Origin of the sequence: Streptomyces sp. CB00455 (assembly GCF_001905445.1) — a bacterium.
GTDB lineage: Bacteria > Actinomycetota > Actinomycetes > Streptomycetales > Streptomycetaceae > Streptomyces.
This window is the reverse complement of the sequence record NZ_LIVQ01000005.1, coordinates 698,668-723,895: the sequence shown is the minus strand read 5'-3', so window position 1 is coordinate 723,895 and position 25,228 is coordinate 698,668. Positions and strand designations below refer to the sequence as shown.

Annotated in this window: 25 protein-coding genes and 1 riboswitch; of the genes, 17 read left to right on the top strand and 8 right to left on the bottom strand. The window is 72.7% G+C overall.

The window, feature by feature from the left end; translation table 11 throughout:
• Nucleotides 1-43 precede the first annotated feature (43 nt).
• From ftsR to AMK16_RS23500, 4 genes are all read left to right on the top strand, one after another.
• Nucleotides 44-805 carry a transcriptional regulator FtsR gene (gene ftsR, locus AMK16_RS23515; RefSeq protein WP_073918774.1) on the top strand — a complete coding sequence of 254 codons (762 nt, stop codon included), beginning with the start codon at nucleotides 44-46 and terminating at the stop codon, nucleotides 803-805.
• Between the two features lie 63 nt (nucleotides 806-868).
• The gene (locus AMK16_RS23510) at nucleotides 869-1,345 is read left to right on the top strand and encodes a bifunctional nuclease family protein (RefSeq protein WP_042812692.1); all 477 of its coding nucleotides are present in this window, start codon (nucleotides 869-871) and stop codon (nucleotides 1,343-1,345) included.
• Between the two features lie 180 nt (nucleotides 1,346-1,525).
• A complete protein-coding gene (locus AMK16_RS23505) occupies nucleotides 1,526-2,164 on the top strand; it encodes a MerR family transcriptional regulator (protein WP_073918772.1) in 639 nt (212 codons plus the stop codon).
• Nucleotides 2,165-2,239: 75 nt separating this feature from the next.
• Nucleotides 2,240-3,718: a DNA polymerase IV gene (locus tag AMK16_RS23500; RefSeq protein ID WP_073918770.1), complete on the top strand. Its 1,479-nt coding sequence runs from the start codon at nucleotides 2,240-2,242 to the stop codon at nucleotides 3,716-3,718.
• 97 nt (nucleotides 3,719-3,815) lie between these two features.
• Here AMK16_RS23500 and AMK16_RS23495 read toward each other — a convergent pair whose 3' ends face one another.
• Nucleotides 3,816-4,181: a PRC-barrel domain-containing protein gene (locus AMK16_RS23495; RefSeq protein ID WP_199885533.1), complete on the bottom strand. Its 366-nt coding sequence runs from the start codon at nucleotides 4,179-4,181 to the stop codon at nucleotides 3,816-3,818.
• A 112-nt stretch (nucleotides 4,182-4,293) separates the two neighbouring features.
• Nucleotides 4,294-4,392, top strand: a riboswitch (glycine riboswitch).
• 196 nt (nucleotides 4,393-4,588) lie between these two features.
• On the opposite strand from AMK16_RS23495, the gene gcvP reads away from it, so the two are divergent.
• The gene (gene gcvP, locus AMK16_RS23490; RefSeq protein ID WP_073918768.1) at nucleotides 4,589-7,474 is read left to right on the top strand and encodes an aminomethyl-transferring glycine dehydrogenase; all 2,886 of its coding nucleotides are present in this window, start codon (nucleotides 4,589-4,591) and stop codon (nucleotides 7,472-7,474) included.
• Between the two features lie 229 nt (nucleotides 7,475-7,703).
• Here gcvP and AMK16_RS23485 read toward each other — a convergent pair whose 3' ends face one another.
• Together AMK16_RS23485 and AMK16_RS23480 are read right to left on the bottom strand one after the other, a co-directional pair.
• Entirely contained in the window at nucleotides 7,704-7,910 is a 207-nt protein-coding gene (locus tag AMK16_RS23485; RefSeq protein ID WP_073918766.1) for a DUF5999 family protein, read from the bottom strand.
• Nucleotides 7,911-8,171: 261 nt separating this feature from the next.
• Nucleotides 8,172-8,792 (bottom strand): hypothetical protein, encoded by a 621-nt coding sequence (locus AMK16_RS23480; RefSeq protein ID WP_073918764.1) that lies wholly within the window; start codon nucleotides 8,790-8,792, stop codon nucleotides 8,172-8,174.
• Nucleotides 8,793-9,289: 497 nt separating this feature from the next.
• On the opposite strand from AMK16_RS23480, the gene AMK16_RS23475 reads away from it, so the two are divergent.
• Together AMK16_RS23475 and AMK16_RS23470 are read left to right on the top strand one after the other, a co-directional pair.
• On the top strand, nucleotides 9,290-10,813 hold the full coding sequence (locus tag AMK16_RS23475; RefSeq protein WP_073918762.1) for a glutamate-cysteine ligase family protein: 1,524 nt from the start codon (nucleotides 9,290-9,292) through the stop codon (nucleotides 10,811-10,813).
• A gap of 251 nt (nucleotides 10,814-11,064) precedes the next feature.
• The gene (locus tag AMK16_RS23470; RefSeq protein ID WP_242438869.1) at nucleotides 11,065-11,886 is read left to right on the top strand and encodes a CPBP family intramembrane glutamic endopeptidase; all 822 of its coding nucleotides are present in this window, start codon (nucleotides 11,065-11,067) and stop codon (nucleotides 11,884-11,886) included.
• Nucleotides 11,887-12,005: 119 nt separating this feature from the next.
• Here AMK16_RS23470 and AMK16_RS23465 read toward each other — a convergent pair whose 3' ends face one another.
• Complete coding sequence (locus AMK16_RS23465) at nucleotides 12,006-12,827, bottom strand: PhzF family phenazine biosynthesis protein (protein WP_073918760.1); 822 nt, start codon at nucleotides 12,825-12,827, stop codon at nucleotides 12,006-12,008.
• Nucleotides 12,828-13,009: 182 nt separating this feature from the next.
• Here AMK16_RS23465 and AMK16_RS23460 point away from each other — a divergent pair, with 182 nt between their 5' ends.
• Nucleotides 13,010-13,636 carry a PadR family transcriptional regulator gene (locus tag AMK16_RS23460; protein ID WP_073918759.1) on the top strand — a complete coding sequence of 209 codons (627 nt, stop codon included), beginning with the start codon at nucleotides 13,010-13,012 and terminating at the stop codon, nucleotides 13,634-13,636.
• Between the two features lie 81 nt (nucleotides 13,637-13,717).
• Here AMK16_RS23460 and AMK16_RS23455 read toward each other — a convergent pair whose 3' ends face one another.
• Nucleotides 13,718-14,146, bottom strand: coding sequence for a type II toxin-antitoxin system Rv0910 family toxin (locus tag AMK16_RS23455; RefSeq protein WP_073918758.1), 429 nt, complete (start codon nucleotides 14,144-14,146; stop codon nucleotides 13,718-13,720).
• Nucleotides 14,147-14,321: 175 nt separating this feature from the next.
• Between AMK16_RS23455 and AMK16_RS23450 the strand changes: the two genes are divergently transcribed.
• Together AMK16_RS23450 and AMK16_RS23445 are read left to right on the top strand one after the other, a co-directional pair.
• Nucleotides 14,322-15,278, top strand: a complete 957-nt coding sequence (locus AMK16_RS23450) for an EamA family transporter (protein WP_073918756.1) — start codon at nucleotides 14,322-14,324, stop codon at nucleotides 15,276-15,278.
• 172 nt (nucleotides 15,279-15,450) lie between these two features.
• Nucleotides 15,451-16,485 carry a DMT family transporter gene (locus AMK16_RS23445; protein WP_073918754.1) on the top strand — a complete coding sequence of 345 codons (1,035 nt, stop codon included), beginning with the start codon at nucleotides 15,451-15,453 and terminating at the stop codon, nucleotides 16,483-16,485.
• Here the strand turns inward: AMK16_RS23445 and AMK16_RS23440 are convergent.
• Nucleotides 16,467-17,192 carry a pyridoxamine 5'-phosphate oxidase family protein gene (locus AMK16_RS23440; RefSeq protein ID WP_073918962.1) on the bottom strand — a complete coding sequence of 242 codons (726 nt, stop codon included), beginning with the start codon at nucleotides 17,190-17,192 and terminating at the stop codon, nucleotides 16,467-16,469. The genes AMK16_RS23445 and AMK16_RS23440 overlap by 19 nt on opposite strands.
• A 38-nt stretch (nucleotides 17,193-17,230) precedes the next feature.
• Here AMK16_RS23440 and AMK16_RS23435 point away from each other — a divergent pair, with 38 nt between their 5' ends.
• Complete coding sequence (locus AMK16_RS23435; protein ID WP_073918752.1) at nucleotides 17,231-18,562, top strand: aminotransferase class I/II-fold pyridoxal phosphate-dependent enzyme; 1,332 nt, start codon at nucleotides 17,231-17,233, stop codon at nucleotides 18,560-18,562.
• 272 nt (nucleotides 18,563-18,834) lie between these two features.
• On the opposite strand, the gene AMK16_RS23430 is transcribed toward AMK16_RS23435, so the two are convergent.
• A complete protein-coding gene (locus AMK16_RS23430) occupies nucleotides 18,835-19,875 on the bottom strand; it encodes a DMT family transporter (RefSeq protein WP_199885529.1) in 1,041 nt (346 codons plus the stop codon).
• A 74-nt stretch (nucleotides 19,876-19,949) separates the two neighbouring features.
• Here AMK16_RS23430 and AMK16_RS23425 point away from each other — a divergent pair, with 74 nt between their 5' ends.
• Nucleotides 19,950-20,870: a LysR family transcriptional regulator gene (locus AMK16_RS23425; RefSeq protein WP_073918749.1), complete on the top strand. Its 921-nt coding sequence runs from the start codon at nucleotides 19,950-19,952 to the stop codon at nucleotides 20,868-20,870.
• 103 nt (nucleotides 20,871-20,973) lie between these two features.
• Here the strand turns inward: AMK16_RS23425 and AMK16_RS23420 are convergent, their stop codons facing one another.
• On the bottom strand, nucleotides 20,974-21,432 hold the full coding sequence (locus tag AMK16_RS23420; protein WP_073918747.1) for a pyridoxamine 5'-phosphate oxidase family protein: 459 nt from the start codon (nucleotides 21,430-21,432) through the stop codon (nucleotides 20,974-20,976).
• 76 nt (nucleotides 21,433-21,508) lie between these two features.
• Here AMK16_RS23420 and AMK16_RS23415 point away from each other — a divergent pair, with 76 nt between their 5' ends.
• From AMK16_RS23415 to AMK16_RS23395, 5 genes are all read left to right on the top strand, one after another.
• Nucleotides 21,509-22,123, top strand: a complete 615-nt coding sequence (locus AMK16_RS23415) for a cysteine hydrolase (protein WP_073918745.1) — start codon at nucleotides 21,509-21,511, stop codon at nucleotides 22,121-22,123.
• An 18-nt stretch (nucleotides 22,124-22,141) separates the two neighbouring features.
• Entirely contained in the window at nucleotides 22,142-22,987 is an 846-nt protein-coding gene (locus tag AMK16_RS23410) for a HipA family kinase (protein WP_073918743.1), read from the top strand.
• Complete coding sequence (locus AMK16_RS23405) at nucleotides 22,984-23,367, top strand: DUF3037 domain-containing protein (protein WP_073918741.1); 384 nt, start codon at nucleotides 22,984-22,986, stop codon at nucleotides 23,365-23,367. Before AMK16_RS23410 ends, AMK16_RS23405 begins: the two co-directional genes overlap by 4 nt.
• A 162-nt stretch (nucleotides 23,368-23,529) precedes the next feature.
• Nucleotides 23,530-24,291, top strand: coding sequence for a 3-oxoacyl-ACP reductase FabG (fabG, locus tag AMK16_RS23400; protein WP_073918739.1), 762 nt, complete (start codon nucleotides 23,530-23,532; stop codon nucleotides 24,289-24,291).
• Between the two features lie 26 nt (nucleotides 24,292-24,317).
• Nucleotides 24,318-25,079 carry an SDR family oxidoreductase gene (locus AMK16_RS23395; protein WP_073918737.1) on the top strand — a complete coding sequence of 254 codons (762 nt, stop codon included), beginning with the start codon at nucleotides 24,318-24,320 and terminating at the stop codon, nucleotides 25,077-25,079.
• Nucleotides 25,080-25,228: the final 149 nt, after the last annotated feature.

Sequence of the window (25,228 nt, the reverse complement as noted above, 5' to 3'; positions counted from 1 at the left end):
CTCCCTCCGGACCCCGTCCGGAGGGACCCCCAGGGAAGGTCCCATGCTGCGTACACCGACGGGCGGTGCCGGAAACGGCGCCGCCGGCTCGGCAGGGCGGCTGGTGAGCATCGGCACGGTGCTCACCACGCTGCGTGACGAGTTCCCCGAAGTCACGATTTCGAAGATCCGTTTCCTGGAGGCGGAGGGGCTCGTCGAGCCCAGACGCACACCTTCCGGATACCGCAAGTTCAGCACCGAGGACGTGGAGCGGCTGGCCCGCATCCTGCGGCTGCAGCGCGACCACTACATGCCCCTGAAGGTCATCCGGGAGCAGCTCGACGCGCTCGCCCGCGGTGAGCAGATCCGTATCCCCGCACCCACCGCCCACGGGGAGTCCGTCGATCCGGCCGCCCCGGCGGCCGTCTACGGCGAGGTGGGCCGCCAGCGGCCCACGGTGGCGCGGGTGGGCCGGGCCGAACTGATCGCGGCCGCGGACGTGGACGAGGAGCAGCTGGCCGAGTGGGAGTCCTACGGGCTGCTCGCCGAGGCGCCCGGAGGCGGATTCGACGCCGAGGCCGTGACGGTGGCCCGTCTCATCGCCGATCTGCGCCGATTCGGGCTGGAGCCCCGCCACCTGCGGGCGATGAAGGCTGCCGCGGACCGGGAGGCGGGTCTGGTGGAGCAGGTCGTCGCACCGCTGCGCCGGCACCGCAACCCGCAGACCAGGGCGCATGCGGAGGCCACGCTCAAGGAGCTGGCAGGGCTGTCCGTACGGCTCCACGAGGCCCTGGTGCAGACGGCTCTGGGGGTCCGCCCGCAGTGACCGTGCTGGTCGTAGGGGAGCCCCGACTACCCAAACCTGCCGGGCAGGTCCTAGGGTTGCTGTGTGAACGAGCTCGACGTTGTGGGTGTCCGGGTGGAAATGCCCTCCAACCAACCGATCGTGCTCCTGCGTGAAGTGGGAGGCGACCGGTACCTCCCCATCTGGATCGGTCCTGGGGAGGCGACCGCCATTGCCTTCGCGCAGCAGGGGATGGCCCCTGCCCGCCCGCTGACGCACGACCTGTTCAAGGACGTGCTGGAGGCGGTCGGCGAGGAGCTGACCGAGGTCCGGATCACGGATCTGCGGGAGGGCGTCTTCTACGCGGAGCTCGTCTTCGCCAGCGGGGTCGAGGTGAGCGCGCGGCCTTCGGACGCGATAGCGCTGGCCCTGCGGACGGGGACGCCGATCTACGGCAGTGACGGCGTGCTCGACGACGCCGGCATCGCCATTCCCGACGAGCAGGAGGACGAGGTGGAGAAGTTCCGCGAGTTCCTCGACCAGATCTCGCCCGAGGACTTCGGCACCGGCCCGCAACAGTGACGGATCGGCCGCGTCGTCCACCGGGGGAATTCATCGCATTCGAGTAGCCTTTCCCCACGAGGAGATACGGGAAACCACTCTCAGGGTGATTATCACTCGGCGTGCCGAGTGTGGCGATCGTTGACGCACCCCTGGTGACTGCCTACCTTCAAGGTGGCAGGTCAAGGACGGAGGGTCGGCGTGAGGATCACGGGCGACGGTACGACCGGGGGCATCCCCGCACGGAGTGACGGTGGACCGTACCCGCTGCAGGGCAGTGCGGCCGCAGCCGCGCGCCGTCAGCCGGAGTCGACGCCGGCCGGACCGGTGGGCGGCGGCCCGGCGCCCGAGCAGATCGGCTACCGCGGGCCCACGGCCTGCGCCGCGGCCGGCATCACCTACCGGCAGCTGGACTACTGGGCCCGGACCGCTCTGGTGGAGCCGAGCGTGCGTCCCGCCCACGGATCGGGCACGCAGCGCCTCTACAGCTTCCGGGACGTCGTCGTCCTCAAGATCGTCAAGCGCTTCCTGGACACCGGGGTGGCGCTGCAGAACATCCGCACGACCGTGCAGCACCTGCGGGACCGTGGTTTCGAGGACCTGGAGCGGATGACGCTCATGAGCGACGGCGCGACCGTGTACGAGTGCACCTCGCCGGACCAGGTCGTGAGCCTGCTCCAGGGCGGTCAGGGCGTCTTCGGCATCGCCGTGGGCGTCGTGTGGCGGGACGTGGAGAACGCGCTGTCGCAGCTGCACGGGGAGCGGGTGGACACCGGCGAGACCCTCGTCAGGCACAACCCGGCGGACGAACTGGCCGCCCGTCGCAACCGCGCCGTCTGACCTGCGCGCGCCAGCGGCCCGGGCCGGGGCGGAGCGGGCCCCGCGATGTCAGAGGCGTAGGGCAGCATCGGTGGTGTGAGAGCCGCGCCGACCATTCTGCATCTGGACATGGATGCCTTCTACGCCTCCGTGGAGCAGGCGTCGAAGCCGAGCCTGCGGGGCAAGGCCGTCATCGTCGGCGGCCTCGGGCCGCGGGGGGTCGTCGCGACCGCCTCGTACGAGGCCAGGCGGTTCGGGGTGCATTCGGCGATGCCCATGGCGCAGGCGAGGCGCCTCTGTCCGAACGGCGCCTACCTCTACCCGCGCTTCACCGTCTACCGGGCGGTCAGCGACGTGGTGATGGCCCTGCTGCGGGAACTGTCGCCGCTGGTGGAGCCGCTCAGCCTCGACGAGGCCTTCGTGGACCTGGAGGCGGGCGGGGTCGCATTCGACTCCCCGACGGCCCGGGCCACGGGGGAGCGGCTGAGGGCGGACATCCGGGCCGCCACGGGTCTCAGCGGGTCGGTGGGGCTCGCGGGGTCGAAGATGCTGGCGAAAGTGGCCTCCGAGGAAGCCAAGCCGGCCGGTCTGCTGCTGATCGAGCCGGGCACGGAGCGCGAGCTGCTCGCCCCGATGTCGGTCCGGACCCTGCCCGGCGTGGGGCCGGCCACCGGTGAGCACCTGCGGCGCGCCGGGATCACCACGGTGGGACACCTGGTGGAGGCGGGGGAGGACGAGCTGGTGCGGATGGTCGGGCGCTCTCACGGGGTGGGGCTGTACCGGATGGCTCTGGGGCTGGACGACCGCCCCGTGGTCGCCGAGCGCGATGCGAAATCGGTGTCCGTGGAGGACACCTTCGACGTGGACCTGCACGACCGCGTGCGGATCCGGACCGAGGTGCAGCGGCTCGCCGACCGGTGCGTGCAGCGGCTGCGGGGGTCGGGGCACTCGGGGCGCACGATCGTGCTGAAGGTGCGCCGCTACGACTTCTCGACGCTGACCCGGTCGGAGACGCTGCGGGGGCCCACGGACGACCCGGCGGTGGTGAGGGAGGCCGCCGGGCGGCTCCTGGAGGGGGTGGACACCACGGGCGGGGTCCGGCTGCTGGGCGTGGGCGTGACCGGGCTGGCGGACTACACGCAGGAAGACCTCTTCGCGCAGTCGCTCACCGCGGAGGCGCGGGCCGCTGGGCCGGACGGGGTGGAGGAGGTCCAGGACGCCCGGCCGCAGGCCGGCGCGGAGGCGGGCGCCGTGGGGAGCGCGCCGGGGTCCGTCGAGGCCGCCGGGGGCCAGGAGGGAGCGGGGGAGGACCGGGGGCCGGAGCCGGCTCCCGAGCGGCGCTGGGCGGCCGGCAACGACGTACGGCACGCGGTGTACGGGCCGGGGTGGGTGCAGGGCAGCGGGGTCGGGCGGGTGACCGTACGGTTCGAGCGGCCCGGATCGGCGCCCGGCCGGGTCCGGACCTTCCGGGTGGAGGACCCGGAGCTGCAGCCGGCCGATCCGCTGCCGCTGGTGGGGGACGGGTCCGCTGCGGAGGAAGGCGGACCCGGCGGACCCGGTGCCGCTGGACCATGATCCGCGTCCGGCACGCTCCGCCGCCCGCCCGTCGGCCCGTGACGGATGTTACCGAGGCGCCCGGACCGCTCGGCGCGGGCGGGGCGGTCCCGCTCCTTCAGCCGTCGTCGCCCGCCAGGCTGCCGAAGTCGCCGTGGAGGTCCGTCGGCAGGGTCAGGTCCAGCCCGTAGTGGTGGTAGAGCTGGAGCTCCTGCTCGGGAGAGAGGTGGCGGCCCACGCCGAAGTCTGGCGCGTCCCTGATCAGGGCGCGCTCGAAGGGCACCCGCAGGGTGTCGCCCACCAGCTCGCTCGGCTCCAGCGGGACGAAGGCGTCCCGGCTGAAGAGGCCGGTGCGGACGGCGGCCCATTCCGGGACGCCCGTGGCGTCATCGAGGTAGACCTCGTCGATGGTTCCGATCTTGGTGCCGTTGCGGTCGAACGCCTTGCGGCCGATCAGGCTGCGCGGATCGATGTCGGTCTGCACGGTCCCTCCACATGGTCGCAACTCCTCCGTAAGCACTACAGAAGTGCATATCCGGAGCGCAGGCCACTCGGGAAGGGCCCGGATCCTCGCTGGTAGGCTGGATGACGGCTGTCGACCCTGTGCGGGAGAGTCCTCCGAGTGAGCTCGACGGAGGCGCCGAAGGAGCAAATCCTCCCCGGAATCTCTCAGGCATACGTACCGCACGGACGAGGCCACTCTGGAAAGCAGGGGCGGGTACCGGGCGCGCAGTGCCGGTTCCCCTCCTCACCGACGGTGAAAGCCGGAGCTCACGGGAGACCCCCGCGACTCCGGTGAAACTCTCAGGTTGAGATGACAGAGGGGGAGGCCGTCCGGGTGCCCGCGCCGTGGTGCCCCTCGCAGGTCATACGACCAGGAGGCCTCCGTACATGACCGCCAACCGCATTCCGCTCTCCCAGCTGGAGCGAGGCATTCCCTTCGAGCAGCGCCACATCGGCCCGGATGCCGAGGCGCAGGCGAAGATGCTCGCCCAGGTGGGCTACGGCTCCCTGGACGAACTGACCGCTGCCGCGGTGCCGGATGTCATCAAGACCGCCGAAGCGCTGAACCTGCCCGAGGCGCGGACCGAGGCCGAGGTGCTCGCCGAGCTCCGCTCGCTGGCCGACCGCAACCAGGTCCTCACCTCCATGATCGGTCTCGGCTACTACGGGACCTTCACGCCGCCGGTGATCCTGCGCAACGTCATGGAGAACCCGGCCTGGTACACGGCGTACACGCCCTACCAGCCCGAGATCTCGCAGGGCCGCCTCGAAGCGCTGCTGAACTTCCAGACCGTCGTCGCCGACCTCACCGGGCTGCCGACCTCCGGCGCCTCCCTGCTCGACGAGGGCACCGCCGCCGCCGAGGCCATGTCGCTCGCCCGCCGGGTGGGCAAGGTCAAGGACGGCGTCTTCCTGATCGACGCCGACGCGCTGCCGCAGACCATCGCGGTCATCGAGACCCGCGCCGAGCCGGCGGGCGTCGAGGTCGTCGTCGCGGACCTCTCCGACGGCATCCCGGCCGAGATCGCCGAGCGCGGTGTCTTCGGCGTACTGCTCCAGTACCCGGGCGCCTCCGGCGCCGTGCGGGACCTCAAGCCGCTCATCGACCGGGCGCACGAGCTCGGCGCCATCGTCACCGTCTCCGCCGACCTGCTCGCGCTGACGCTGCTGACCTCGCCGGGCGAGCTCGGCGCGGACATCGCGGTCGGCACCACCCAGCGCTTCGGCGTCCCGATGGGCTTCGGCGGTCCGCACGCCGGCTACATGGCCGTCCAGGCCAAGCACGCGCGCTCCCTGCCCGGCCGCCTCGTCGGCGTCTCCGTGGACGCGGACGGCAACAAGGCGTACCGGCTGGCCCTCCAGACCCGCGAGCAGCACATCCGCCGCGAGAAGGCCACCAGCAACATCTGCACCGCGCAGGTGCTGCTGGCCGTCATGGCCGCCATGTACGCCGTCTACCACGGCCCGGACGGGCTGCGGACGATCGCCCGCCGCACCCACCGCTACGCGGCCCTGCTCGCCGGGGGCCTGCGGGCAGCGGGGATCGAGATCGTGCACGGCGCGTACTTCGACACCGTCACGGCCCGCGTCCCGGGCCGCGCCGCCGAGGTCGTCGCCGCCGCCCGTGAGGGCGGGGTCAACCTCCACCGGGCCGGCGAGGACCTCGTCTCCGTCTCCTGCGACGAGACCACGCTGCGCGCCGACATCGAGGCCGTCTGGGCCGCCTTCGGCGTGAGCGCCGACATCGAGGCGCTGGACGGGACCACGGCCGACACCCTCCCCGAGGCGCTGCTGCGCTCGGACGACTTCCTGGGCCACCCGGTCTTCCACCAGCACCGCTCCGAGACCGCGATGCTGCGCTACCTGCGCAAGCTCTCGGACAAGGACTACGCGCTGGACCGCGGCATGATCCCGCTGGGCTCCTGCACCATGAAGCTCAACGCGACCACCGAGATGGAACCGGTCACCTGGCCCGAATTCGGGCAGCTGCACCCGTTCGCCCCGGTGGAGCAGGCCGAGGGGTACCTCACGCTCATCACCGAGCTGGAGGAACGTCTCTGCGAGGTGACCGGCTACGACAAGGTCTCCATCCAGCCCAACGCGGGATCCCAGGGTGAGCTCGCCGGCCTGCTGGCCGTCCGCGCCTACCACCGCGCCAACGGCGACGACCGGCGCACCGTCTGCCTCATCCCCTCCTCGGCGCACGGCACCAACGCCGCCAGCGCCGTGATGGCGGGCATGAAGGTCGTCGTCGTCAAGACCGCCGACGACGGCGAGGTGGACGCGGCCGACCTGCGCGCCAAGATCGAGCAGTACCGCGACGAGCTCGCCGTGCTGATGATCACCTACCCCTCGACGCACGGCGTGTTCGAGGAGCACGTCGCCGACATCTGCGCCCAGGTGCACGAGGCCGGCGGCCAGGTCTACGTGGACGGCGCCAACCTCAACGCCCTGGTGGGCCTGGCCAAGCCGGGTCACTTCGGCGGCGACGTCTCGCACCTGAACCTGCACAAGACCTTCTGCATCCCGCACGGCGGCGGCGGCCCGGGCGTCGGCCCGGTCGGTGTCCGGGCCCACCTGGCCCCGTACCTGCCCAACCACCCGCTCCAGCCGACCGCCGGTCCGCAGACGGGCGTGGGCCCGATCTCGGCCGCTCCGTGGGGCTCCGCGGGCATCCTGCCGATCTCCTGGTCGTATGTGCGCCTGATGGGCGGCGAGGGCCTCAAGCGCGCCACCCAGGTGGCCGTGCTGGGCGCCAACTACATCGCCAAGCGCCTGGAGCCGCACTACCCGGTGCTCTACACCGGCCCGGGCAACCTGGTCGCGCACGAGTGCATCATCGACCTGCGGCCGCTGACGAAGGCGACGGGCGTGAGCGTCGACGACATCGCCAAGCGCCTGATCGACTACGGCTTCCACGCGCCGACCATGTCCTTCCCGGTCGCCGGCACGCTGATGATCGAGCCGACGGAGTCCGAGGACCTCGCCGAGATCGACCGCTTCTGCGACGCGATGATCGCCATCCGCGGCGAGATCGAGCGGGTCGCGGCCGGCGAGTGGCCGACCGGCGACAACCCGCTGGCCAACTCCCCGCACACCGCGGCGGCGCTGGGCGGCGAGTGGAACCACCCCTACACCCGTGACGAGGCCGTCTTCCCGGGTGGGGTCACGGCCGCCGAGAAGTACTGGCCGCCGGTGCGCCGCATCGACGGCGCCTTCGGTGACCGGAACCTGGTGTGTTCCTGCCCGCCGCTGGACGAGTACGACAACTGAGCACGGGCGAAGGGGCCGGCCCGGGATTCACCTCCCGGGCCGGCCCCTTCGCCGTACCTCCGGCCCCAAGGGCTGTCCCGCAGTCCCCGGCGGGCGCACGACGCCGGCTACGGCGCCTCGCCGCGTTGTCGGAACGCCCCGATACGCCCCGTATGAGGGCGCCCCTCCGCCTTGCGATGCACCGCATCTGACGCCGTGCGCTGATCCACCGGGGATTGCGGGACAGCCCTTAGGCGGCCCTCATCACGTGCGCCGCCGCGAGCGGGCGGTGCGGGGCGATGATCTGGCCGTCCGGCAGCAGCTCACCGGTGTCCTCGAAGAGCAGGACGCCGTTGCACAGCAGGCTCCAGCCCTGTTCCGGGTGGTTGGCCACGGGGTGCGCGGCCTCCCGGTCGGCGGATTCGGCTGACGGGCAGGCTGGCTGGTGCTGGCACATGGATGCGTTCTTTCGCTGCGGTGTGGTCTGCGTGCTACGGCTCGATGCGTGGTTCATGGCCGTCCCCCTGGGTCGTCCCCGCACCCGCGGGGAGCGTGTCATCAGTCTTCCCCCACGACAGCCGCTTCGCAGGTATTTCCCGGCAGCTGTCCTCACAGATTGATGACGCATCACCCGTGCGGGCGGTTCAGCCCAACTCCCCTGTCCTTTCGGATGGTTCGCGAGTGACCCGTGCGGGCTAGGCCGAATGGGCCACTCGGGTCAGGCGGCCGGCGCGGCCAGCGACGGCGGGACCGGCGCCGCCGCCGGAGTCAGCCGGTGGGTGAGCACCGGCAGCAGCTCGGAGACCGGGTGCGGCCGGTACGCGGCGATGCCCGGAGGTGCGGGAGCGAGCGGCACCAGCAGGTCCTCCCCGGCGGGCAGACCGGCCGCGGCGTCGGCGCCGACCGCCCCGTGCAGCCACAGTGTGAGCATGTACAGCTCCGGAACGGACAGCAGCCGCGGCTGGTAGCCCTTGCCGAGCGACTCCGCCTGACGCAGGGCGCGTTCGGTGGCGGCGACGTAGGGTCCCTCGAAGAAGTGGGAGAAGACCCAGCCGTCCGGCGTCAGCCGGGTGTCGGCCGCCGCGACGTAACGGTCGCCGCTGCGGATCAGGAAACGCCAGCCGGTGAGCCGGGTGCGCGGCGGCCTGACGCCGGCCGTCCGGTCCGAGATCTTCAACCGGTCGAGGACGTGGACCGGCAGGGGGAGTTCGGCGGTCATCGGCCCCTGGAGCGCGCGCAGGGCCGGTGTGTGCGCCTCGTTGACGGCGGTGGGAGAACCGAGAGCCGCGAGGACGCTGCGCAGGGCGGGCGCGGGAGCCGGAGGGACATGCAGCGGCATGGTGGGTCGCCTCTCACTTGGGAGACCTGTGGAACGGGGGCGGGGTGCGGGGACGGCGCTGTCGCATTCTGGGGCCAGAGGGGGGCTGAGGGGCAATGGCCTCGCGCCAACTCTCTGCCTCGTTTGCGGAGTTTATACGACCTGTGTTCACGCAGTGTTTCGGCTAGCTGTCCCGGCTATTGCCGACAAGGCCCTTACCGGTCCCGCTGGTGTGGCATTCATACCGGTTGTGCGCCAACGTGTCGCCCTGACCTCGGAGGTTACCGGAAAGGGGCTCGGCTGGAAAGCGCCGGTAATCCGAAACCGGCACATTCGACGGGGAATTTGCGTTCCGCGACGTGCCAGGGGAATGTGCCCGAGCGCCCGTCGGCCAAACCGGCGCGCGCTCCTCGCCACTCACGCCCCCTCCGCGTTATGGATCACGCCGCCGGGGCATCATCGACCGTAACGCGAGCCTGGGTGCGCCGGGCCAGGCCCAGTCGAGGAGGGACGCTTCGATGGGGGAGAAGGTCGTGGCAGGCGGATTCGACCTGTCCGATCGGCAGCGGTATCGAAGGAAGCTTCACGAGTGCCTGGAGGGGCTGGAGCGGCTTCTGGCGGAGAAGAGGTTCGACCGTCCCAAGAACATGATGGGGCTGGAGATCGAACTGAATCTCGCGGGTGCCGACGGATTGCCGAGAATGGTGAATGCCCAGGTGCTGGAGCGGATAGCGAGCACCGATTTCCAGACCGAACTCGGAATGTTCAACCTGGAGGTGAACGTCCTCCCGCACCGGCTCGGCGGACGGGTATTCGATCAGCTCGCCGAGGAACTCGGCGCGGGCCTGGGTTATGCCCACCGGCAGGCCGCGCAGATCGAGGCGGGCGTGGTGATGATCGGGATCCTGCCCACGATCTCGCGCGAGGACCTGGTCACCGCCAACCTCTCCGCCGTCGACCGGTACTCCCTGCTGAACGAGCAGATCCTGATGATGCGCGGGGAGGACTTCGCACTCGACATCGACGGCGTCGAACGGCTGACCTGGAGTTCCGGGTCCATCGTGGCCGAGGCCGCGTGCACTTCCGTGCAGCTGCACCTCCAGGTCACCCCCGGGCGGTTCTCGGACGTGTGGAACGCGGCGCAGGCGGTGGCGGCCGCGCAGATCGCCGTGGGCGCCAACTCGCCCTTCCTGTTCGGGCGCGAGCTGTGGCGCGAATCCCGGCCGCCGCTGTTCCAGCAGGCCACCGACACCCGGCCGCCCGAGCTCCAGGCCCAGGGGGTGAGGCCGCGGACGTGGTTCGGGGAGCGCTGGGTGGACTCGGCGTACGAACTCTTCGCCGAGAACGTCCGCTACTTCCCCTCCCTGCTGCCGATCTGCGACGAGGAGGAGCCGCTGCGCGTCCTCGACGAGGGCGGGGTGCCGGCGCTGCAGGAACTGGTCCTGCACAACGGCACCGTCTACCGGTGGAACCGGCCCGTCTACGGGGTCGCCGAGGGGGTGCCGCACCTGCGGGTGGAGAACCGGGTGCTCCCGGCCGGGCCCACGGTCGCCGACGTCGTCGCCAATGCCGCCTTCTACTACGGGCTCGTGCGCACCCTGGCCGACGAGCCGCGTCCGGTGTGGACCCGGCTGCCCTTCGCCGAGGCCGAGGCCAACTTCGACGCGGCCTGCCGGTACGGGATCGACGCCCGGCTGCGCTGGCCGCGCCGGGGCCGGGCCGGCGGCCTGACGAGCGTGCCCGCCGTACGGCTGGTCCTCGACGAACTGCTGCCCATGGCGGCGGCCGGACTGGACGCGTGGGGCATCGAACCCGCCGACCGCGACCGCTACCTCGGCATCATCGAGGAGCGCTGCCGGCGGCGGGTGAACGGGGCGACCTGGCAGGTGGACACCTATCACCGGGCGCTGGCCTGTGGGATGGAGCGGGGCGAGGCGCTGGCCGCCACCACCCGGCGCTACAGCGAGCTGATGCACAAGGGCGACCCCGTGCACACCTGGCCCGTCGGGCCCGGGGACGAGGAGGTGCCCGTTCGGTCCTGAGCTGGGAGACCCGGGGCCGCACCCGCCCCGGGCCCCGGGATGCCGGATCGTCCCGCGGCCTCCCGTGGCCGCCGCCGCCCCGCGTCCTGCCGGACCGCGGGGGACCCGGCGACCTGGTGACCCGGCGACCCGACGACCCGGGCGTCATCCCGCCGGCGCCGCCCGGGAAACCGCCCCGACCGTGCCGCGGTGATCCCTCCGGCCTGCCGAGGAGGCAGTATGGGGTGGTCGCAGTCGGGATGTCGCAGTGGATGGCGGGACGGGAGTCGGGCGTGCGGACGGAACCGGAGCCGGTGGTCTTGGAGCCGCTCGAGGACGGGCGGCGGGGCCTCCTGCGCACCGAGACGCTGCTGGTGCTGGCGCTGTCCCTGGGCGCGAGCGCGGTCTCGGCGCTGATCAGCTTCATCGGCTCGCTCACCAAGCCCGGCGGCCTCAAGGACCAGGCCGCCACCCTCAACGGCTCCTACGCGCCCGGCCGGCCCTGGCTGGACCTGGCCTGGCAGCTGTTCGGCATCGCGACCGCACTGGTCCCCGTCCTACTCGTGGCCCACCTGCTGACCCGCGAGGGCGCGCCGGGGCTGCGGGTGCTGGGCTTCGACCGCACCCGGCCCCTGTGGGACCTGGGGCGGGGCGCTCTGGTGGCCGCCGGGATCGGCAGCGCGGGGCTGCTCTTCTACCTGGGTGCACGGGCCGCCGGGTTCAACCTCACGGTGGTGCCGGAGGCGCTGCCCGACGTGTGGTGGAAGTTCCCCGTGCTGATCCTCTCCGCGCTGCAGAACTCCGTGGTCGAGGAGGTCATCGTGCTGGCCTACCTGCTGCGCAGGCTGGACCAGCTGGGCTGGTCGCCGACGGCCGCGCTGCTGGCCAGTGCGCTGCTGCGCGGCTCCTACCACCTCTACCAGGGCATCGGCGGCTTCATCGGCAACGTGGTGATGGGCGTCGTCTTCGTGCTGGCCTACCGCCGCTGGGGCCGGGTCGGGCCCCTGGTCGTCGCGCACGCCCTGCTCGACATCGTGGCCTTCGGCGGGTACGCGCTGCTGGCGGGCAAGGTGGGCTGGCTGCCCACGCCGTGAGCAGCCCGGCGCGCCGAAGCGTCACGCGCCGAGACCTCAGGTGGCGGGCCTCCCGTGCCGGGGCCCCACCCGTGGGGGCCCGGCGGGCGCCGCGCACCGGGCCGGTGGCGGCGGTGCGGTCAGGGAGTGGCGAGCAGCTCCCCGTCCAGGACGGTGACCGCGTGCCCGTTCAGCAGGGTCCGCTCGCCCGCCAGGGTCACCCGTACGAGCCCCTTGCGCGCGCCGCCCTGCAGGCCCGTCAGCTCGCCGCGGCCCAGCCGCGCGGCCCAGAACGGGGCGAGCGCGGTGTGGGCGCTGCCGGTGACCGGGTCCTCGTCGATGCCGAAGGCGGGGAAGAAGCCGCGGGAGACGAAGTCGTACCCGCGGGAGGGGTCCTCGGCCGGCGCGGTGACGATCACCCCGCGCCTGGCGAAGGCGCGCAGGGCCGCGTGGTCGGGTTCCAGTTCGCGGACGGTCCTTTCGTCGGCGAGCTCGATCAGCAGGTCCCCGATGTGGGCGGAGGTGTCGTGCACGGAGAGGATCGGGGCACCGCCCAGGGCGTGGTCCACGGCGGGCGGAGCCGGCACCGCGGTCAGTGAGGACGTCGGGAAGTCCATGGTCAGCGACCCGTCTCCGGCGGTCTCGGCCGTGAGGACGCCGCAGCGTGCCGTGAAGCGGATCCGGCCGGCGGCAAGGCCCTCGGAGGCCAGGACGTGCGCCGTGGCGAGGGTGGCGTGCCCGCACATGTCGACTTCCGCGGCCGGGGTGAACCAGCGCAGGGCCCAGTCCGCCTCCGCGCCGGGCGGCAGGGGGTGCGCGAAGGCGGTCTCGGAGAGGTTCATCTCGGAGGCGACCTGCTGGAGCCAGGTGTCCGGCGGGAAGGCGGCGTCCAGGAGCAGGACGGCAGCGGGGTTCCCCTGGAAGGGGCGGTCGGTGAAGGCGTCGACGATTCGGATGCGCATCCCCCGACGGTAGGGCGGTTCGCCGGTCCCCGACAAAGGCCAATCGGGGGTGGTTGGCCTTGTCCCGCGCTGTTCGCCGAGAAAGTTTCCGATATATCGTTGACGCATCGCGATGGGTCTCCGATAGTGGAGGCATCGGACAACCGATAACGACATCACGACGTGATGAAAGGAGCGCAGTCATGCGTTCACACGGACAGCACGGACACGGCCACGGACACGAGCACGAGCACGGACGGGGCCACGGCCACTGCGGGCCTGATCACCGGGAGGAGTTCCAGGGACGGCGCGCGGCCTTCGGACCGTTCGGACCGCCCTTCGGCGGCGGCCCCTTCGGCGGCCGCGGCGGCCGCGGCGGACCGCGGGGCCGGGCCCGGCGCGGAGACGTGCGCGCCTCGATCCTGGCGCTGCTCGCCGACCGCCCGATGCACGGCTACGAGATGATCCAGGAGATCGGCGAGCGCAGTGGAGGGGCCTGGAAGCCCAGCCCGGGCTCGGTCTACCCGACCCTGCAGCTGCTCGAGGACGAGGGGCTCATCACCAACGAGAGCGAGGGCGGCAAGAAGCTGTTCACGCTCACCGACGCGGGGCGCACCGAGGCCGGGTCGGGTCCGGCGGCTCCCTGGGCCGAGGCGGGCCGCGGCGTCGACTTCGAGGCCATGAGTGAGATCCGTACGGCCGGCTTCGGCCTGATGGAGGCCTTCGGGCAGGTCTGGAAGACCGGCACCGCCGAACAGCGGGACAAAGCCGTCGCGGTCATCAACGACGCCCGCAAGAAGCTCTACCTGATCCTGGCCGACGAACACTGACCGCTCGGCAGGAGGGCCGCGACGGCGCGCCCCGCGGGTGACTCGCGGGGCGCGCCCTCGTCTGCGGGAGGGGTGGGCGGCTCAGGTGACCAGCCCGGCGAGCTTGCGCAGCGATTCGTTCAGTGCGGCGGTGGCCGAGTCCTTGAGCTTGCCGGCCATGAGGGAGACGGCTGCCCCGGTGAACTCGCCGTCGATGCGGACGGTCGTGGCGCCGCCGTCCGGGATCAACGTGTAGCGGGTCAGGACGGCCACACCCATCGGACCCTTGCCGGTGACGGCGAAGAGGCGCTCGGCCTCCAGCTCGGAGACGGTCCACAGGACCTCGGCCGGGAAGCCCATCATCTTCATGTTCTCGGTGAAGGTGGAGCCGACCGCGAGGGTCTGCGGGCCGCCCTGCGGGAAGTCGGTGTGGGTCGCGCTCCACCGGCCGTAGGCGTCCCAGTCCGTCAGCTGGGACCAGAGCTTCGCGGCGGGCGCCTCGATGCGTGATTCCGCGGTGACGTCGGCCATGCGACCACCCCTTCTCCTCGGGTACGTGCGGTGCGGCGGAAGGTAGCCCCGGCGCACCCAACATTCAATACTGACGACCTATCAGATTGCAGGGGGGCGGGGTGCGCGTGACCGGCCCCGTCCCAACAGGTGTCACGCCGGTGACGGTCCTGACCGGTCCTGTCATGATGGCTCGATGCAAGCGTCAGGGAGACATGCCGGACTGGGCCTCGCCCTCGTCTCGGCGTTCGCGTTCGGTGGTTCCGGAGTGGCGGCGAAGCCGCTGATCGAGGCGGGTCTCGACCCCCTCCACATGGTCTGGCTCAGGGTGGCCGGGGCGGCACTGGTGCTGTCCCCGCTGGCCTGGCGCCACCGCGACCTCCTGCGCCGCAAGCCGGCGCTGCTCGCTGCCTTCGGACTGGTCGCCGTCGCCGGCGTACAGGCCTTCTACTTCGCCTCCCTGTCGCGGATCCCGGTCGGTGTGGCGCTGCTCCTGGAGTACCTCGGCCCGGCGCTGCTGCTCGGCTGGATCCGCTTCGTGCAGTGCAAGCCCGTGACGCGGGCCGCCGCCGCCGGAGCCGCCGTGGCGGTCGCCGGGCTGGCCTGCGTGGTCGAGATCTGGGCCGGGCTGAGCCTGGACCCGCTCGGCGTGCTGTTCGGCCTCGCGGCGGCCTGCTGTCAGGCCTTCTACTTCGTCCTGGCCGACCAGGGCACCGACGGGGACGACGTGCCCGACCCGCTCGGGGTGATCGCGTACGGCATGATCGTCGGCGCCCTGGTGCTGACGGCGATCGCCCGGCCCTGGGAGATGCACTGGCAGGTGCTCGGCGGACAGGCGGCCGTGGGCGCGGCGGCGGTGCCCGCGCCGCTGCTGCTCGGCTGGGTCATCCTGGTCGCGACCGTCTTCGCCTATCTCACCGGCGTCATCTCCGTGCGCAGGCTCTCGCCGCAGGTCGCGGGAGTGGTGGCCTGCCTGGAGGCGGTCATCGCGACCGTGTTCGCCTGGATCCTGCTCGGCGAGCACCTCTCGGCCTGGCAGATCGTCGGCGGGGGGCTGGTGCTGGGCGGCGCCTTCATCGCGCAGTCCGCCCGGCCGACTCCGCCGGCTGCGGCCGATCCGGCCGTGCTGGACCGCGAAGCGGCCACCGCATAGGGTGCCGGACATGCCTTCGACCGTGCTTCCGCCTCCCGCCGCCTAGGCGCGGGCGGCACCTCCAGCGACGAGATCCCGGCCCGGACGTCCGACGGCGTCCCGGGCGGGTGTGCGCTGCCCGCGAAGCGATGACCTGCACCTCTCATCCTTCACGCATGCACGGAGACCCCACGTGTCGAACCATTCGCCCGCTGCCGGGCGCAGTCTGCTGTACCTCGTCGTCGCCGGAGCCGCCTGGGGCACCGCCGGGGCGGCCGCCTCCCTCCTCTACCTCGCCAGTGACCTCGGTCCGCTCGCCCTGTCGTTCTGGCGGTGCGCGGGAGGTCTCGTGGTGCTGCTGGGGGTGCTGGCCCTGCGCCGGCTCCCGTCCCGTCACCGGCCCCGTTCCCGTTTCCGTTCCCGTGCCGGTTCCGGACGGGCGTCCGGTCCCGTCCGGGTGCGGCCGTCGGCCCGTTCGCTCATCGCGACGGGGCTGATGTTCACGCTCTTCCAGGCCTCCTACTTCGGCGCCGTGCGCGAGACCGGCCTGGCCGTCGGCACCGTGGTCACGCTCGGCGCCGGTCCGGTGCTGATCGCACTCGGCGGGCGGTACTGGATGGGCGAGCGGCTCGGCCGGGGCGGCGCGTCCGCCGTCGTGGGGGCGCTCGCCGGGCTCGCCGTACTGGTGCTGGGCAGCGGGGACGGCCAGGTGCGTCCGCTCGGCGTCGGCTGGGCCCTGCTGTCGGCCGCCGGATACGCGGGGATGACCCTGCGGGCACGGTGGCTCGGGATGCGCGGGCGGAGCGGGGACCCGCTGGTAACCACCGCCTGGTCGGTCGGCGTGGGCACGCTGTGCCTGCTGCCGCTCGCCGCCGCGGAGGGACTGCTGCCGCACACCGCCGCACCGGGCCGGGTGATCTGGCTGCTGGTGTACGTCGCCGTCGTGCCGACGGCGCTGGCGTACGCGCTCTACTTCACCGGTGCCGCGGCCGTGCGGGCCGCCACCGTTTCGGTGATCATGCTGATCGAGCCGGTGAGCGCCGCGGTGATCGCCGTCCTGCTGCTGGGGGAGCGGCTGACCGGCGCCGTGGTGCTGGGAACCGTACTGCTGCTGGCCGCGGTGGGCGCCCTGATCGCGGCGGAGTCCCGCAGGCCCGCGGGCGGGCCGGCCGATGATGACGCGGCGCGGCCCGCCGCCGCGCGGACTGCTCAGAGCGTGGCGAGGTAGGCCGGGACGGGGATGCCGGGGGCCAGGTCGGCGGAGGGCACGGGGGCCGCGTAGGCCGGGGCGACGGGGACCACGCCCGCCCAGTGGGGCAGTGCGAGGTCCTCGGCGTCGTCGTTCGGGCCGCCGGTACGCAGCTTCGCGGAGACCTCGGTCAGGTCCAGGCGGATCACCGCCGTGGCGGCGAGCTCCTTGGCGCTGGCCGGCCGGGAGTCGGCCGAGCGGCCCGGAACCACGTGGTCGACGAGGGCGTCCAGCGCGATCCGGCACTCCTCCTCGTCGGTGACCTGGTAGGCGGTGCCGTGGACCACCACCGAGCGGTAGTTGAGCGAGTGGTGGAAGGCGGAGCGGGCGAGGACCAGGCCGTCGACGTGGGTCACGGTCACGCAGACCGCCAGGCCCGGGTCGGCCTGTCCGGCGGCGCGCAGGGGGCGGGAGCCGGTGGAGCCGTGGAGGTAGAGCGCCTCGCCGACCCGTCCGAAGAGGGTGGGGAGCACCACGGGGGCGCCGTCGCGGATGAAACCGAGGTGGCAGACGTAGGCCTGGTCGAGTATCGAGTGCACCGTCTCGCGGTCGTAGCGCGCGCGGTCCCGGGAGCGGGTGGGGACCGTACGGTCGGTGGGCTCGTAGGCGGCGGTCGGTCCCGTGGGGTCGGGCTGCCCGGCCGGGTCGGGCGTCTGGGTGGCGGGTGTGGCGGGCGTGGCCGTCATGGTGGCGGACTCCATTGCACTAGTGCATACTTGTCTTTGTGCTAGGAGACTATCGGATCACAGGGCGGCGCGCATCGGACATCGCCGCCAGCGTCGAGGCCGGCGTCGGGGCGGGAGCGCTCGCGCCGGGAGCCCTGCTGCCGCCGATGCGGGAGCTCGCCGGCGAGCTGGGGGTCAACCCCAACACCGTCGCGGCCGCCTACCGCGCGCTGCGCGAACGCGGGGTGATCGAGACCGACGGCCGGCGGGGCAGCCGGGTGCGGGCCCGCCCGTCGAGCGCGCCGCGGGACGCCCTGCGGATGGCGGTGCCGGCGGGCGTACGGGACATCACGGAAGGCAATCCGGACGTGTCCCTGCTGCCTTCGCTGGACGGCGCGCTGGCGGCGGCCGCCCGGCGGTACGCGCAGGCCCCCACCCGCTACGGGGCGGACCCGGTCGCGCCGGACCTGGCCCGGCTGGCCCGGGCCGACCTGGACGCCGACGGCGTGCCGGCCGGGCCGGTGGCGGTGACCTCGGGCGCGCTGGACGCCATCGAACGGGTGCTGGCCGCCCACCTGCGACCGGGTGACGCGGTGGCGGTCGAGGACCCGGGGTGGGGGAGCGTGCTGGACCTGGTGCCGGCGCTCGGGCTGCGGGTGCTGCCGGTCGCGGTGGACGACGACGGGCCGCGGCCCGAGGCGGTGGCGCGGGCGTTGGAGGCCGGGGCGCGCGCCCTGGTGGTGACCTCGCGGGCGCAGAACCCCACGGGGGCGGCGGTGAGCGCGGCGCGGGCCGGTGAGCTGCGGACGCTGTTGGGCGGCCACCCCGGGGTGCTGGTGATCGACGACGACCACGGGCACGCGATCGTCGACCTGCCGCTGTACCCGCTGGGCGGGATCACCCGGCACTGGGCGCTGGTGCGTTCGACGGCGAAGGCCTACGGACCGGACCTGCGGCTCGCGGTGCTGACGGGGGACCCGGTCACCCTGGACCGGGTGCGGGGACGCCAGCGGCTGGGCCCGGGCTGGGTGAGCCGGCTGCTGCAGTACGCGGTGGTGGAGCTGTGGACCTCGGGCGCGGTGGACCGGGCGGCCGTGGCCCGCTCGTACGGTGAGCGGCGGGACGCGCTGGTCGAGGCGCTACGGGAGCGGGGCGTGCCGGCGCACGGGCGGAGCGGGATGAACGTGTGGGTGCCCGTGGCCGATGAAACGGGGGTGGTGACGAGACTGCTGGCCGCAGGCTGGGCGGTGACGGCCGGGGCCCGGTTCCGTGTGGAGTCGGGACCGGGGGTGCGGCTGACGGTGTCGGAGGTGGCGCTCTTCGAGGTGGCGGGCCTGGCCGAGGCGGTGGCTGCCGCGGTCCGCCCGGCGACGGGCGGCCGCTTCGGCTGACGCCGGGGCGGTCCGCCCAAAGCCCGCGAGCGGGCGCTCGGAGCCCGTGAGCGGCCCCTGACCGCCCCGCGGAACTCCCGGCGACACCGCGGGTCCCGGCGGCCCTGTCGCCCCCTGGGGCCACCGGGCCGCCCCTCGGGCCGGGGCGGTCGCCCGGACACCCTCCGGGGAGGTGGCGCGGCGGACCCGGGCGACGGTCCGTCAGAGCCGCTCCGGGAGGCCGCCCAGGATCACGACGATGCCGGCGGCCGCTGTGCGACCGGTGGCCGTCGTCAGGCGCGGTTGCGTGCCCCGGGCCGGGTCTGGGTGAGGGCGGCGCCCGCCAGTACGATCGCCGCGCCGACCGGGGTGTTCCAGTGCAGTTGTTCGCCCAGGACCAGGACACCGGCCGTGGTCGCGATGACCGGGATGAAGTAGGTGACCATCTGCGCGGTGGTCGGGCCGACCTCGGTGACCAGTCCGTACTGCATCTGCAGGGCCAGGCCCGTGCCGAGGGCGCCCAGGGCGACCACCGACAGGGTCGGCCAGAGCGGGAACGATGCCGGGGCCGTCGTGAACACGGCGCTGACCAGGGCGAGCTGGAGGGTGGAGACGAGCAGCTGGCCGCCGGTCAGGGCCACCGGCGAGCCCGGGGTCCCCGCCAGGGTGCGGCGGACGTAGATCCAGCCGATGGGGTAGCAGAGCGAGGCGAGCAGGGCGAGCGCGGTGCCCTTGGCGTCGACGCCGGTGAAACCCTGCCAGGCGCCGAGGACGGTCAGCACGCCGAGGAAGCCGAGGCCCAGTCCCGCGAAGCGGCGGCGCGTGGGGCGGTCCTCGGACAGCGCCACCAGCGACAGCGCCATCCCCCACAGCGGGGAGGTCGCGTTGCAGATGCCGGCCAGGCTGGAGGGGATGCTCAGCTCGGCGAAGGCGAAGAGGGAGAAGGGGGCGGTGTTGAGCAGCAGCGCCGCCACGGTGAGGTGGCCCCAGGTGCGCCGCCCGCGCGGGAGGGGCTCGCGGCGGACCAGCAGGACGGCCAGCAGGGCGAGCGCGCCGAACAGGACCCGGCCCAGGGCGACCTGGAAGGGGGCGTACGCCTGCGTACCCACCTTGATCAGCAGAAAGCTGAAGCCCCAGATGACGGACAGGACCGCGAAGCGGATGCGCCAGTCCCGCAGGAGCTGCGCGCGGGCGGCCGCGGCCGTCGCCGACACCGTGGCCTGCTCGGCGGACGGGCTGCCGGCCGGCGTGCCGGCCAGTGGCATGGCGCCGGGGACGCCGGGGGTGGGGACGGCGGTGGGGAGGGTCGGTCCAGGGGCGGTGGGTGCGCTCATGCCCCTTACTGTGCGCTGTGCAACTTCGTAGGACAAGCGAGACTTTCTCGCAGTGACGTCGTAGCATCGCTTACATGTTGAACCTGGAGCGCCTGCGCACCCTCGACGCCCTCGCCCGCCACGGCTCGGTCAGCGCCGCGGCGGACGGCCTCCACGTCACCACCTCCGCCGTGTCCCAGCAGATGGCCAAGCTCGAACGGGAGGTCGGCCAGCCCCTGCTGGCCCGGAACGGGCGCGGGATCCGGCTCACCGACGCCGGGCGGCTGCTCGCCGACCACGCGGCCCGGATCATCTCCCAGGTCGAGCGTGCCCAGGCCGACGTCGAGGCCCAGCGGGGCCGCGCCGTCGGCCGGTTGCGCATCGGAGCCTTCCCCACCGCCATGCGCGGACTGCTGCCACAGGCCCTGTCCGCGCTGCGCACGGACCACCCGCAGCTGCGGGCACGGGTCCGCGAGCAGGAGCCCGAGGAGGGCATGGCCGCCGTGGTGCGCGGCGACCTCGACCTCGCGCTGGCCATCGACTGGCACAACAAGCGGATGCCGGTGCCCGGCGAGCTGACCCGGACGCACCTGCTCGACGACTCCGTCGACATCGCGGTCCCGGCCGGCCACCGGCTCGCCGACCGGGGGCAGATCTCGCTGGCCGAGCTCGCCGACGACGACTGGATCTCCTGGAACGAAGGGCAGTTCTGCCACGAGTGGCTGGTCTTCACCCTGCGGGGTACCGGCATCGAACCGCGCATCGCCCACATCGCCGAGGAGCACCACACGCAGCTGGCCTTCGTCGCGGCCGGACTCGGGGTGTGCGTGGCCCCGAAGCTGGGCCGGGGGCCCGTGCCGCCCGGGGTCCGGCTGCTGCCGGTCTGCGACAGCGTGCGCCGTCACGTGTACGCCGTCTGGCGCGCGGACGCCGACCGCAGGCCCACCATCCGGGCGGCGGTCGAGGCGCTGAGCCGGAGCGCCGCCGTCCTCCAGGGCGGGCCGGAGTCCGCCTGATCCGGTCCGATCCTCGGAGCCCGCCCGAGCCCGTCTGATGGGTCCGGTCCGACCCGGTCCGGCCCGGTCCGGTCCCGTCCGAGCGGACCGTCCCGGGCTCCGCCTACAGCTTGCGGAAGTCCCAGGAGACGATCGACTCCGGAGTCAGGCGTATCCAGGCGTGGCGCCCGTCGTGCGGCATTTCCGCGATGCCGAAGTTCTTGACCGGGAAGATCCGCTCCGCCTCCGCCAGTTCCGGACACGGTTCGCCCGTGCGCGGGGCCTCGCCCACGAAGACGGCGCTGCCGGACAGTTCCACGCCGCGCAGTTCGTCGTAGGCCTCCCCGCAATCCACGACCACCGAGATCCGCGGGTCCGCGCGCAGGTCCGACCACCGCCGGCTGCGGACGATCGAGTACAGCCACAGCGAAGCGCCGTCCCAGGCGAACCACAGGGCTCCCACGTGCGGCCGGCCGTCGGGGGAGACCGTCGCCACCCGGCAGGTCCGCTGCTCGCGCAGGAAGGCGTCCACTTCCCCGTCGGTCATCATGATGCGGCGTCCCCGCCGCTGCGTCCCGTTCATCCGTCCCACGACCCTTCACATCTGACTGTGTGTCAGGAATCATGGGCGCTCTTCCGTCGCCACGCCAGGGGGAGCCATGCCGGACCTCGATCCCGCCACCACCGCGCTGCTCACCGTCGAGTGCCAGAACGGTGTCGTCGGCGAGGAGAGCGCCCTGCCCGAGCTCGCGAAGGAGGCCCGGGATTCGGGGATGCTGGAGCGGGTGGCCGCGCTGGCCGATGCTGCGCGCGGAGCGGGCGTACAGGTACTGCACGCGGTAGCGGAGCGGCGGCCGGACGGGCGCGGGGCCAGCGTCAACGCAACGTTGCTGCGCGCCGCCGGGAGGCTGCCCGTGCGCCAGCTGACCGGGAGCCGGGCGGTGCAGGTCGCCGCCCCCATCGTCGTCGCCGAGCAGGACCTGGTGGTCCGCAGGCTCCACGGCCTCTCGCCGATGGCCGGCACCGACCTGGACGCCCTGCTGCGCAACCTCGGCGTCCGCACCCTCGTCGTCACCGGGGTCTCCTCCAACATCGCCATCCCGAACACCGTCTTCGACGCCGTGAACCTCGGCTACCAGGTCGTCGTCCCGGCCGACGCCGTCGCGGGGGTCCCCGCCACCTGCACCGCCGAGGTGATCCGCAACTCCCTCGCGCTGGTCGCCACCATCACCACGGCCGAAGCGCTCCTCGCGCAGTGGGCTCCCGCGTCCTGACCCCCGTAACCTGGTCGGATGCTGTCCGAAGTGATTGCGACCCGCTACGTCACGCCCCTGCGTGAGGGCGGCTCGCTGCCGGGGATCGTCGAAGCCGACGATCTCGGCACCTACGTCATGAAGTTCACCGGAGCCGGCCAGGGCCGCAAGACCCTGGTCGCCGAGGTCATCTGCGGCCGTCTGGCCCAGCGGCTGGGCCTGCGGGTCCCGAGGCTGGTCCAGATGCAGCTCGACCCCGTCATCGGGCTCGGCGAGCCCGACCAGGAGGTCCAGGAGCTGCTCAAGGCCAGCGGCGGGCTGAACCTCGGCATGGACTACCTGCCTGGGTCGATCGGCTTCGACCCGCTCGCCTACCAGGTGGACCCCGTCGAGGCCGGGCGCGTGGTCTGGTTCGACGCCCTGATCAACAACGTCGACAGGTCCTGGCGCAACCCCAACATGCTGGTCTGGCACGGGGACCTCTGGCTCATCGACCACGGCGCCACCATGATCTGGCACCACAACTGGCCCACCGCGGCGACGGCCGCCGCCAAGCCCTACAACGCCTCCGACCACGTACTGGCGCCCGTAGGCCCCGACATCGCGGCCGCTGCGGCCGCGCTGGCGCCGCTGGTCACCGAGGAACTGCTCACCGAGGTGGCGGCCGACGTGCCCGACGAGTGGCTCGTCGACGAGCCCGGATTCGACTCCACCGACGCCCTGCGCCGCGCCTACGTGGAGGCGCTGCTGCCGCGCGCGGCGACGATCCACGAGAGGATCTCGATGGAGTCGGAAGTCAAGACCGCCGCCGGACCGCCCGGCTGGCTCACCGACCACCTGACCGAATGGCCCCACAAGACCAAGAAGAAGAGCGACGGCGAGTGACCAAGCGGGACGTGTTCGAGTACGCACTGGTGCGTGTGGTGCCCCGGATGGAGCGCGGCGAGTGCTTCAACGCCGGAGTGATCGTCTACTGCCGGGCGCACGGTTACGTCGCGGCGCGCACCCACCTCGACGAGGCGAAGCTCCTGGCCCTGGACCCCGAGGCGGACGTGGCCGGGGTACGGGCCGCCCTCCACGGGGTCGCGGGGGTGTGCGCGGGCGGAGCGTACGCCGGCCAGGCGGCGGCCGACGACGCGGGCCGGCGGTTCCGCTGGCTGATCGCGCCGCGCAGCACGGTGGTGCAGCCGGGGCCCGTGCACACCGGCCTGACGGCCGACCCGGCCGCGGAGGTGGACCGGCTGCTGGACCTGTTGGTCCGCTGACCGCCAAGGCTGCGGGACGGTGGGTGCCGGGGCGGGAGGGCGGCGGGGTGGATGTGCCCCCGTTGACACCGAGTGCCAGGGCTCCTAGCGTCTCCTCAGCTGAAGCTACTAAGCGGTTGCTCACCTCTGGGCGGCCGCCTCTCAAGGGCGAGGAGATCCAGCATGTCCACCACCGAGCAGCGCGTCGCGATCGTGACCGGGGCGGCCCGGGGCATCGGCGCCGCCACCGCCGTACGCCTGGCCGCCGAGGGGCGGGCCGTCGCCGTACTCGACCTCGACGAGGCCGCCTGCAAGGACACCGTGGAGGCGATCACAGCGGCCGGGGGCAAGGCCCTGGCGGTCGGCTGCGACGTCTCCGACGCCGCCCAGGTGGAGGCGGCCGTCGAGCGCGTCGCGAGCGAACTCGGCGCTCCGACCGTCCTGGTCAACAACGCGGGCGTGCTGCGCGACAACCTGCTGTTCAAGATGAGCGAAACCGACTGGGACACGGTCATGAACGTGCACCTGCGCGGCGCCTTCCTGATGTCGAAGGCCTGTCAGAAGTACATGGTGGAAGCCAAGTTCGGTCGCATCGTGAACCTGTCCAGCAGCTCGGCGCTCGGCAACCGCGGCCAGGCCAACTACTCCGCAGCCAAGGCCGGTCTGCAGGGCCTCACCAAGACCCTGGCCATCGAGCTCGGCAAGTTCGGGGTCACGGCCAACGCGGTCGCCCCCGGTTTCATCGTCACCGAGATGACGGCGCAGACCGCCGCCCGGGTCGGCATGGGCTTCGAGGACTTCCAGGCCGCCGCCGCCACCCAGATCCCCGTCCAGCGCGTCGGCCGTCCGGACGACATCGCCAACGCCATCGCGTTCTTCACGGGCGAGGCCGCCGGCTTCGTCTCCGGCCAGGTCATGTACGTGGCCGGCGGCCCGCTCAACTGACGAGCACGAGAGGCAGGGCGCAGGTCATGACGTACAACGCAACCGACAGCGGCAAGGTCGCGCTGATCACCGGGGCGAGCCGGGGCATCGGCTACGGCATCGCCGAGGCGCTGGTCGCCCGCGGCGACCGCGTCTGCATCACCGGGCGCAACGAGGACGCCCTCAAGGAGGCCGTGGAGCGGCTCGGCGCGGACCGGGTGATCGGGGTCGCCGGCAAGGCGCACGACGAGGCCCACCAGGCGCTCGCCGTCGAGCGCACCATGGAGGCCTTCGGCCGGGTGGACTTCCTGGTGAACAACGCCGGCACCAACCCGGTCTTCGGACCGATCGCGGACCTGGACCTCGGTGTCGCGCGCAAGGTGTTCGAGACCAACGTGATCTCGGCGCTCGGCTTCGCCCAGCGGACCTGGCACGCCTGGCAGAAGGACCACGGCGGCGCGATCGTGAACATCGCCTCCATCGCCGGCGTCTCCGCGTCGCCCTTCATCGGTGCCTACGGGATGAGCAAGGCCGCCATGGTCAACCTCACCCTCCAGCTCGCCCACGAGATGGCGCCCGGGGTCCGGGTGAACGCGATCGCCCCCGCGGTGGTGAAGACGAAGTTCGCGCAGGCGCTCTACGAGGGCCGGGAGCAGGAGGCCGCGGCCGCCTATCCGCTGGGCCGGCTCGGGAACCCGGAGGACATCGGCGGGGCCGCCGCGTTCCTCACTTCTGCACAAGCGGAATGGATCACTGGGCAAACTCTCGTCGTCGACGGGGGAATGTTCCTCAATGCCGGAGTGCACTGACCGATAATCGGACGCATCTGCCTCCGGAAGGGAGTCAAATGCGTATCGAATATGCACGGAACCGGTCAAGTGCCCCACGAAACCTACCCATTGGTTTCGTGGGGCACTGCGGTAGGGTCTGCCGCACCCCTGGCTGATCGAGGAGCGTG

Bases quoted from the DNA above. Each gene is read 5' to 3' on its own strand.
- AMK16_RS23430 (WP_199885529.1), bottom strand. From the start codon at position 19,875: ATGAGCGCACCCACCGCCCCTGGACCGACCCTCCCCACCGCCGTCCCC.
- AMK16_RS23450 (WP_073918756.1), top strand. From the start codon at position 14,322: ATGCAAGCGTCAGGGAGACATGCCGGACTGGGCCTCGCCCTCGTCTCG.
- AMK16_RS23415 (WP_073918745.1), top strand. From the start codon at position 21,509: ATGCCGGACCTCGATCCCGCCACCACCGCGCTGCTCACCGTCGAGTGC.
- AMK16_RS23465 (WP_073918760.1), bottom strand. From the start codon at position 12,827: ATGCGCATCCGAATCGTCGACGCCTTCACCGACCGCCCCTTCCAGGGG.
- AMK16_RS23440 (WP_073918962.1), bottom strand. From the start codon at position 17,192: ATGACGGCCACGCCCGCCACACCCGCCACCCAGACGCCCGACCCGGCC.
- AMK16_RS23425 (WP_073918749.1), top strand. From the start codon at position 19,950: ATGTTGAACCTGGAGCGCCTGCGCACCCTCGACGCCCTCGCCCGCCAC.
- AMK16_RS23420 (WP_073918747.1), bottom strand. From the start codon at position 21,432: ATGAACGGGACGCAGCGGCGGGGACGCCGCATCATGATGACCGACGGG.
- AMK16_RS23455 (WP_073918758.1), bottom strand. From the start codon at position 14,146: ATGGCCGACGTCACCGCGGAATCACGCATCGAGGCGCCCGCCGCGAAG.
- AMK16_RS23480 (WP_073918764.1), bottom strand. From the start codon at position 8,792: ATGCCGCTGCATGTCCCTCCGGCTCCCGCGCCCGCCCTGCGCAGCGTC.
- fabG (WP_073918739.1), top strand. From the start codon at position 23,530: ATGTCCACCACCGAGCAGCGCGTCGCGATCGTGACCGGGGCGGCCCGG.
- ftsR (WP_073918774.1), top strand. From the start codon at position 44: ATGCTGCGTACACCGACGGGCGGTGCCGGAAACGGCGCCGCCGGCTCG.
- AMK16_RS23475 (WP_073918762.1), top strand. From the start codon at position 9,290: ATGGGGGAGAAGGTCGTGGCAGGCGGATTCGACCTGTCCGATCGGCAG.
- AMK16_RS23485 (WP_073918766.1), bottom strand. From the start codon at position 7,910: ATGTGCCAGCACCAGCCAGCCTGCCCGTCAGCCGAATCCGCCGACCGG.
- AMK16_RS23470 (WP_242438869.1), top strand. From the start codon at position 11,065: ATGGCGGGACGGGAGTCGGGCGTGCGGACGGAACCGGAGCCGGTGGTC.
- AMK16_RS23395 (WP_073918737.1), top strand. From the start codon at position 24,318: ATGACGTACAACGCAACCGACAGCGGCAAGGTCGCGCTGATCACCGGG.
- gcvP (WP_073918768.1), top strand. From the start codon at position 4,589: ATGACCGCCAACCGCATTCCGCTCTCCCAGCTGGAGCGAGGCATTCCC.
- AMK16_RS23410 (WP_073918743.1), top strand. From the start codon at position 22,142: ATGCTGTCCGAAGTGATTGCGACCCGCTACGTCACGCCCCTGCGTGAG.
- AMK16_RS23460 (WP_073918759.1), top strand. From the start codon at position 13,010: ATGCGTTCACACGGACAGCACGGACACGGCCACGGACACGAGCACGAG.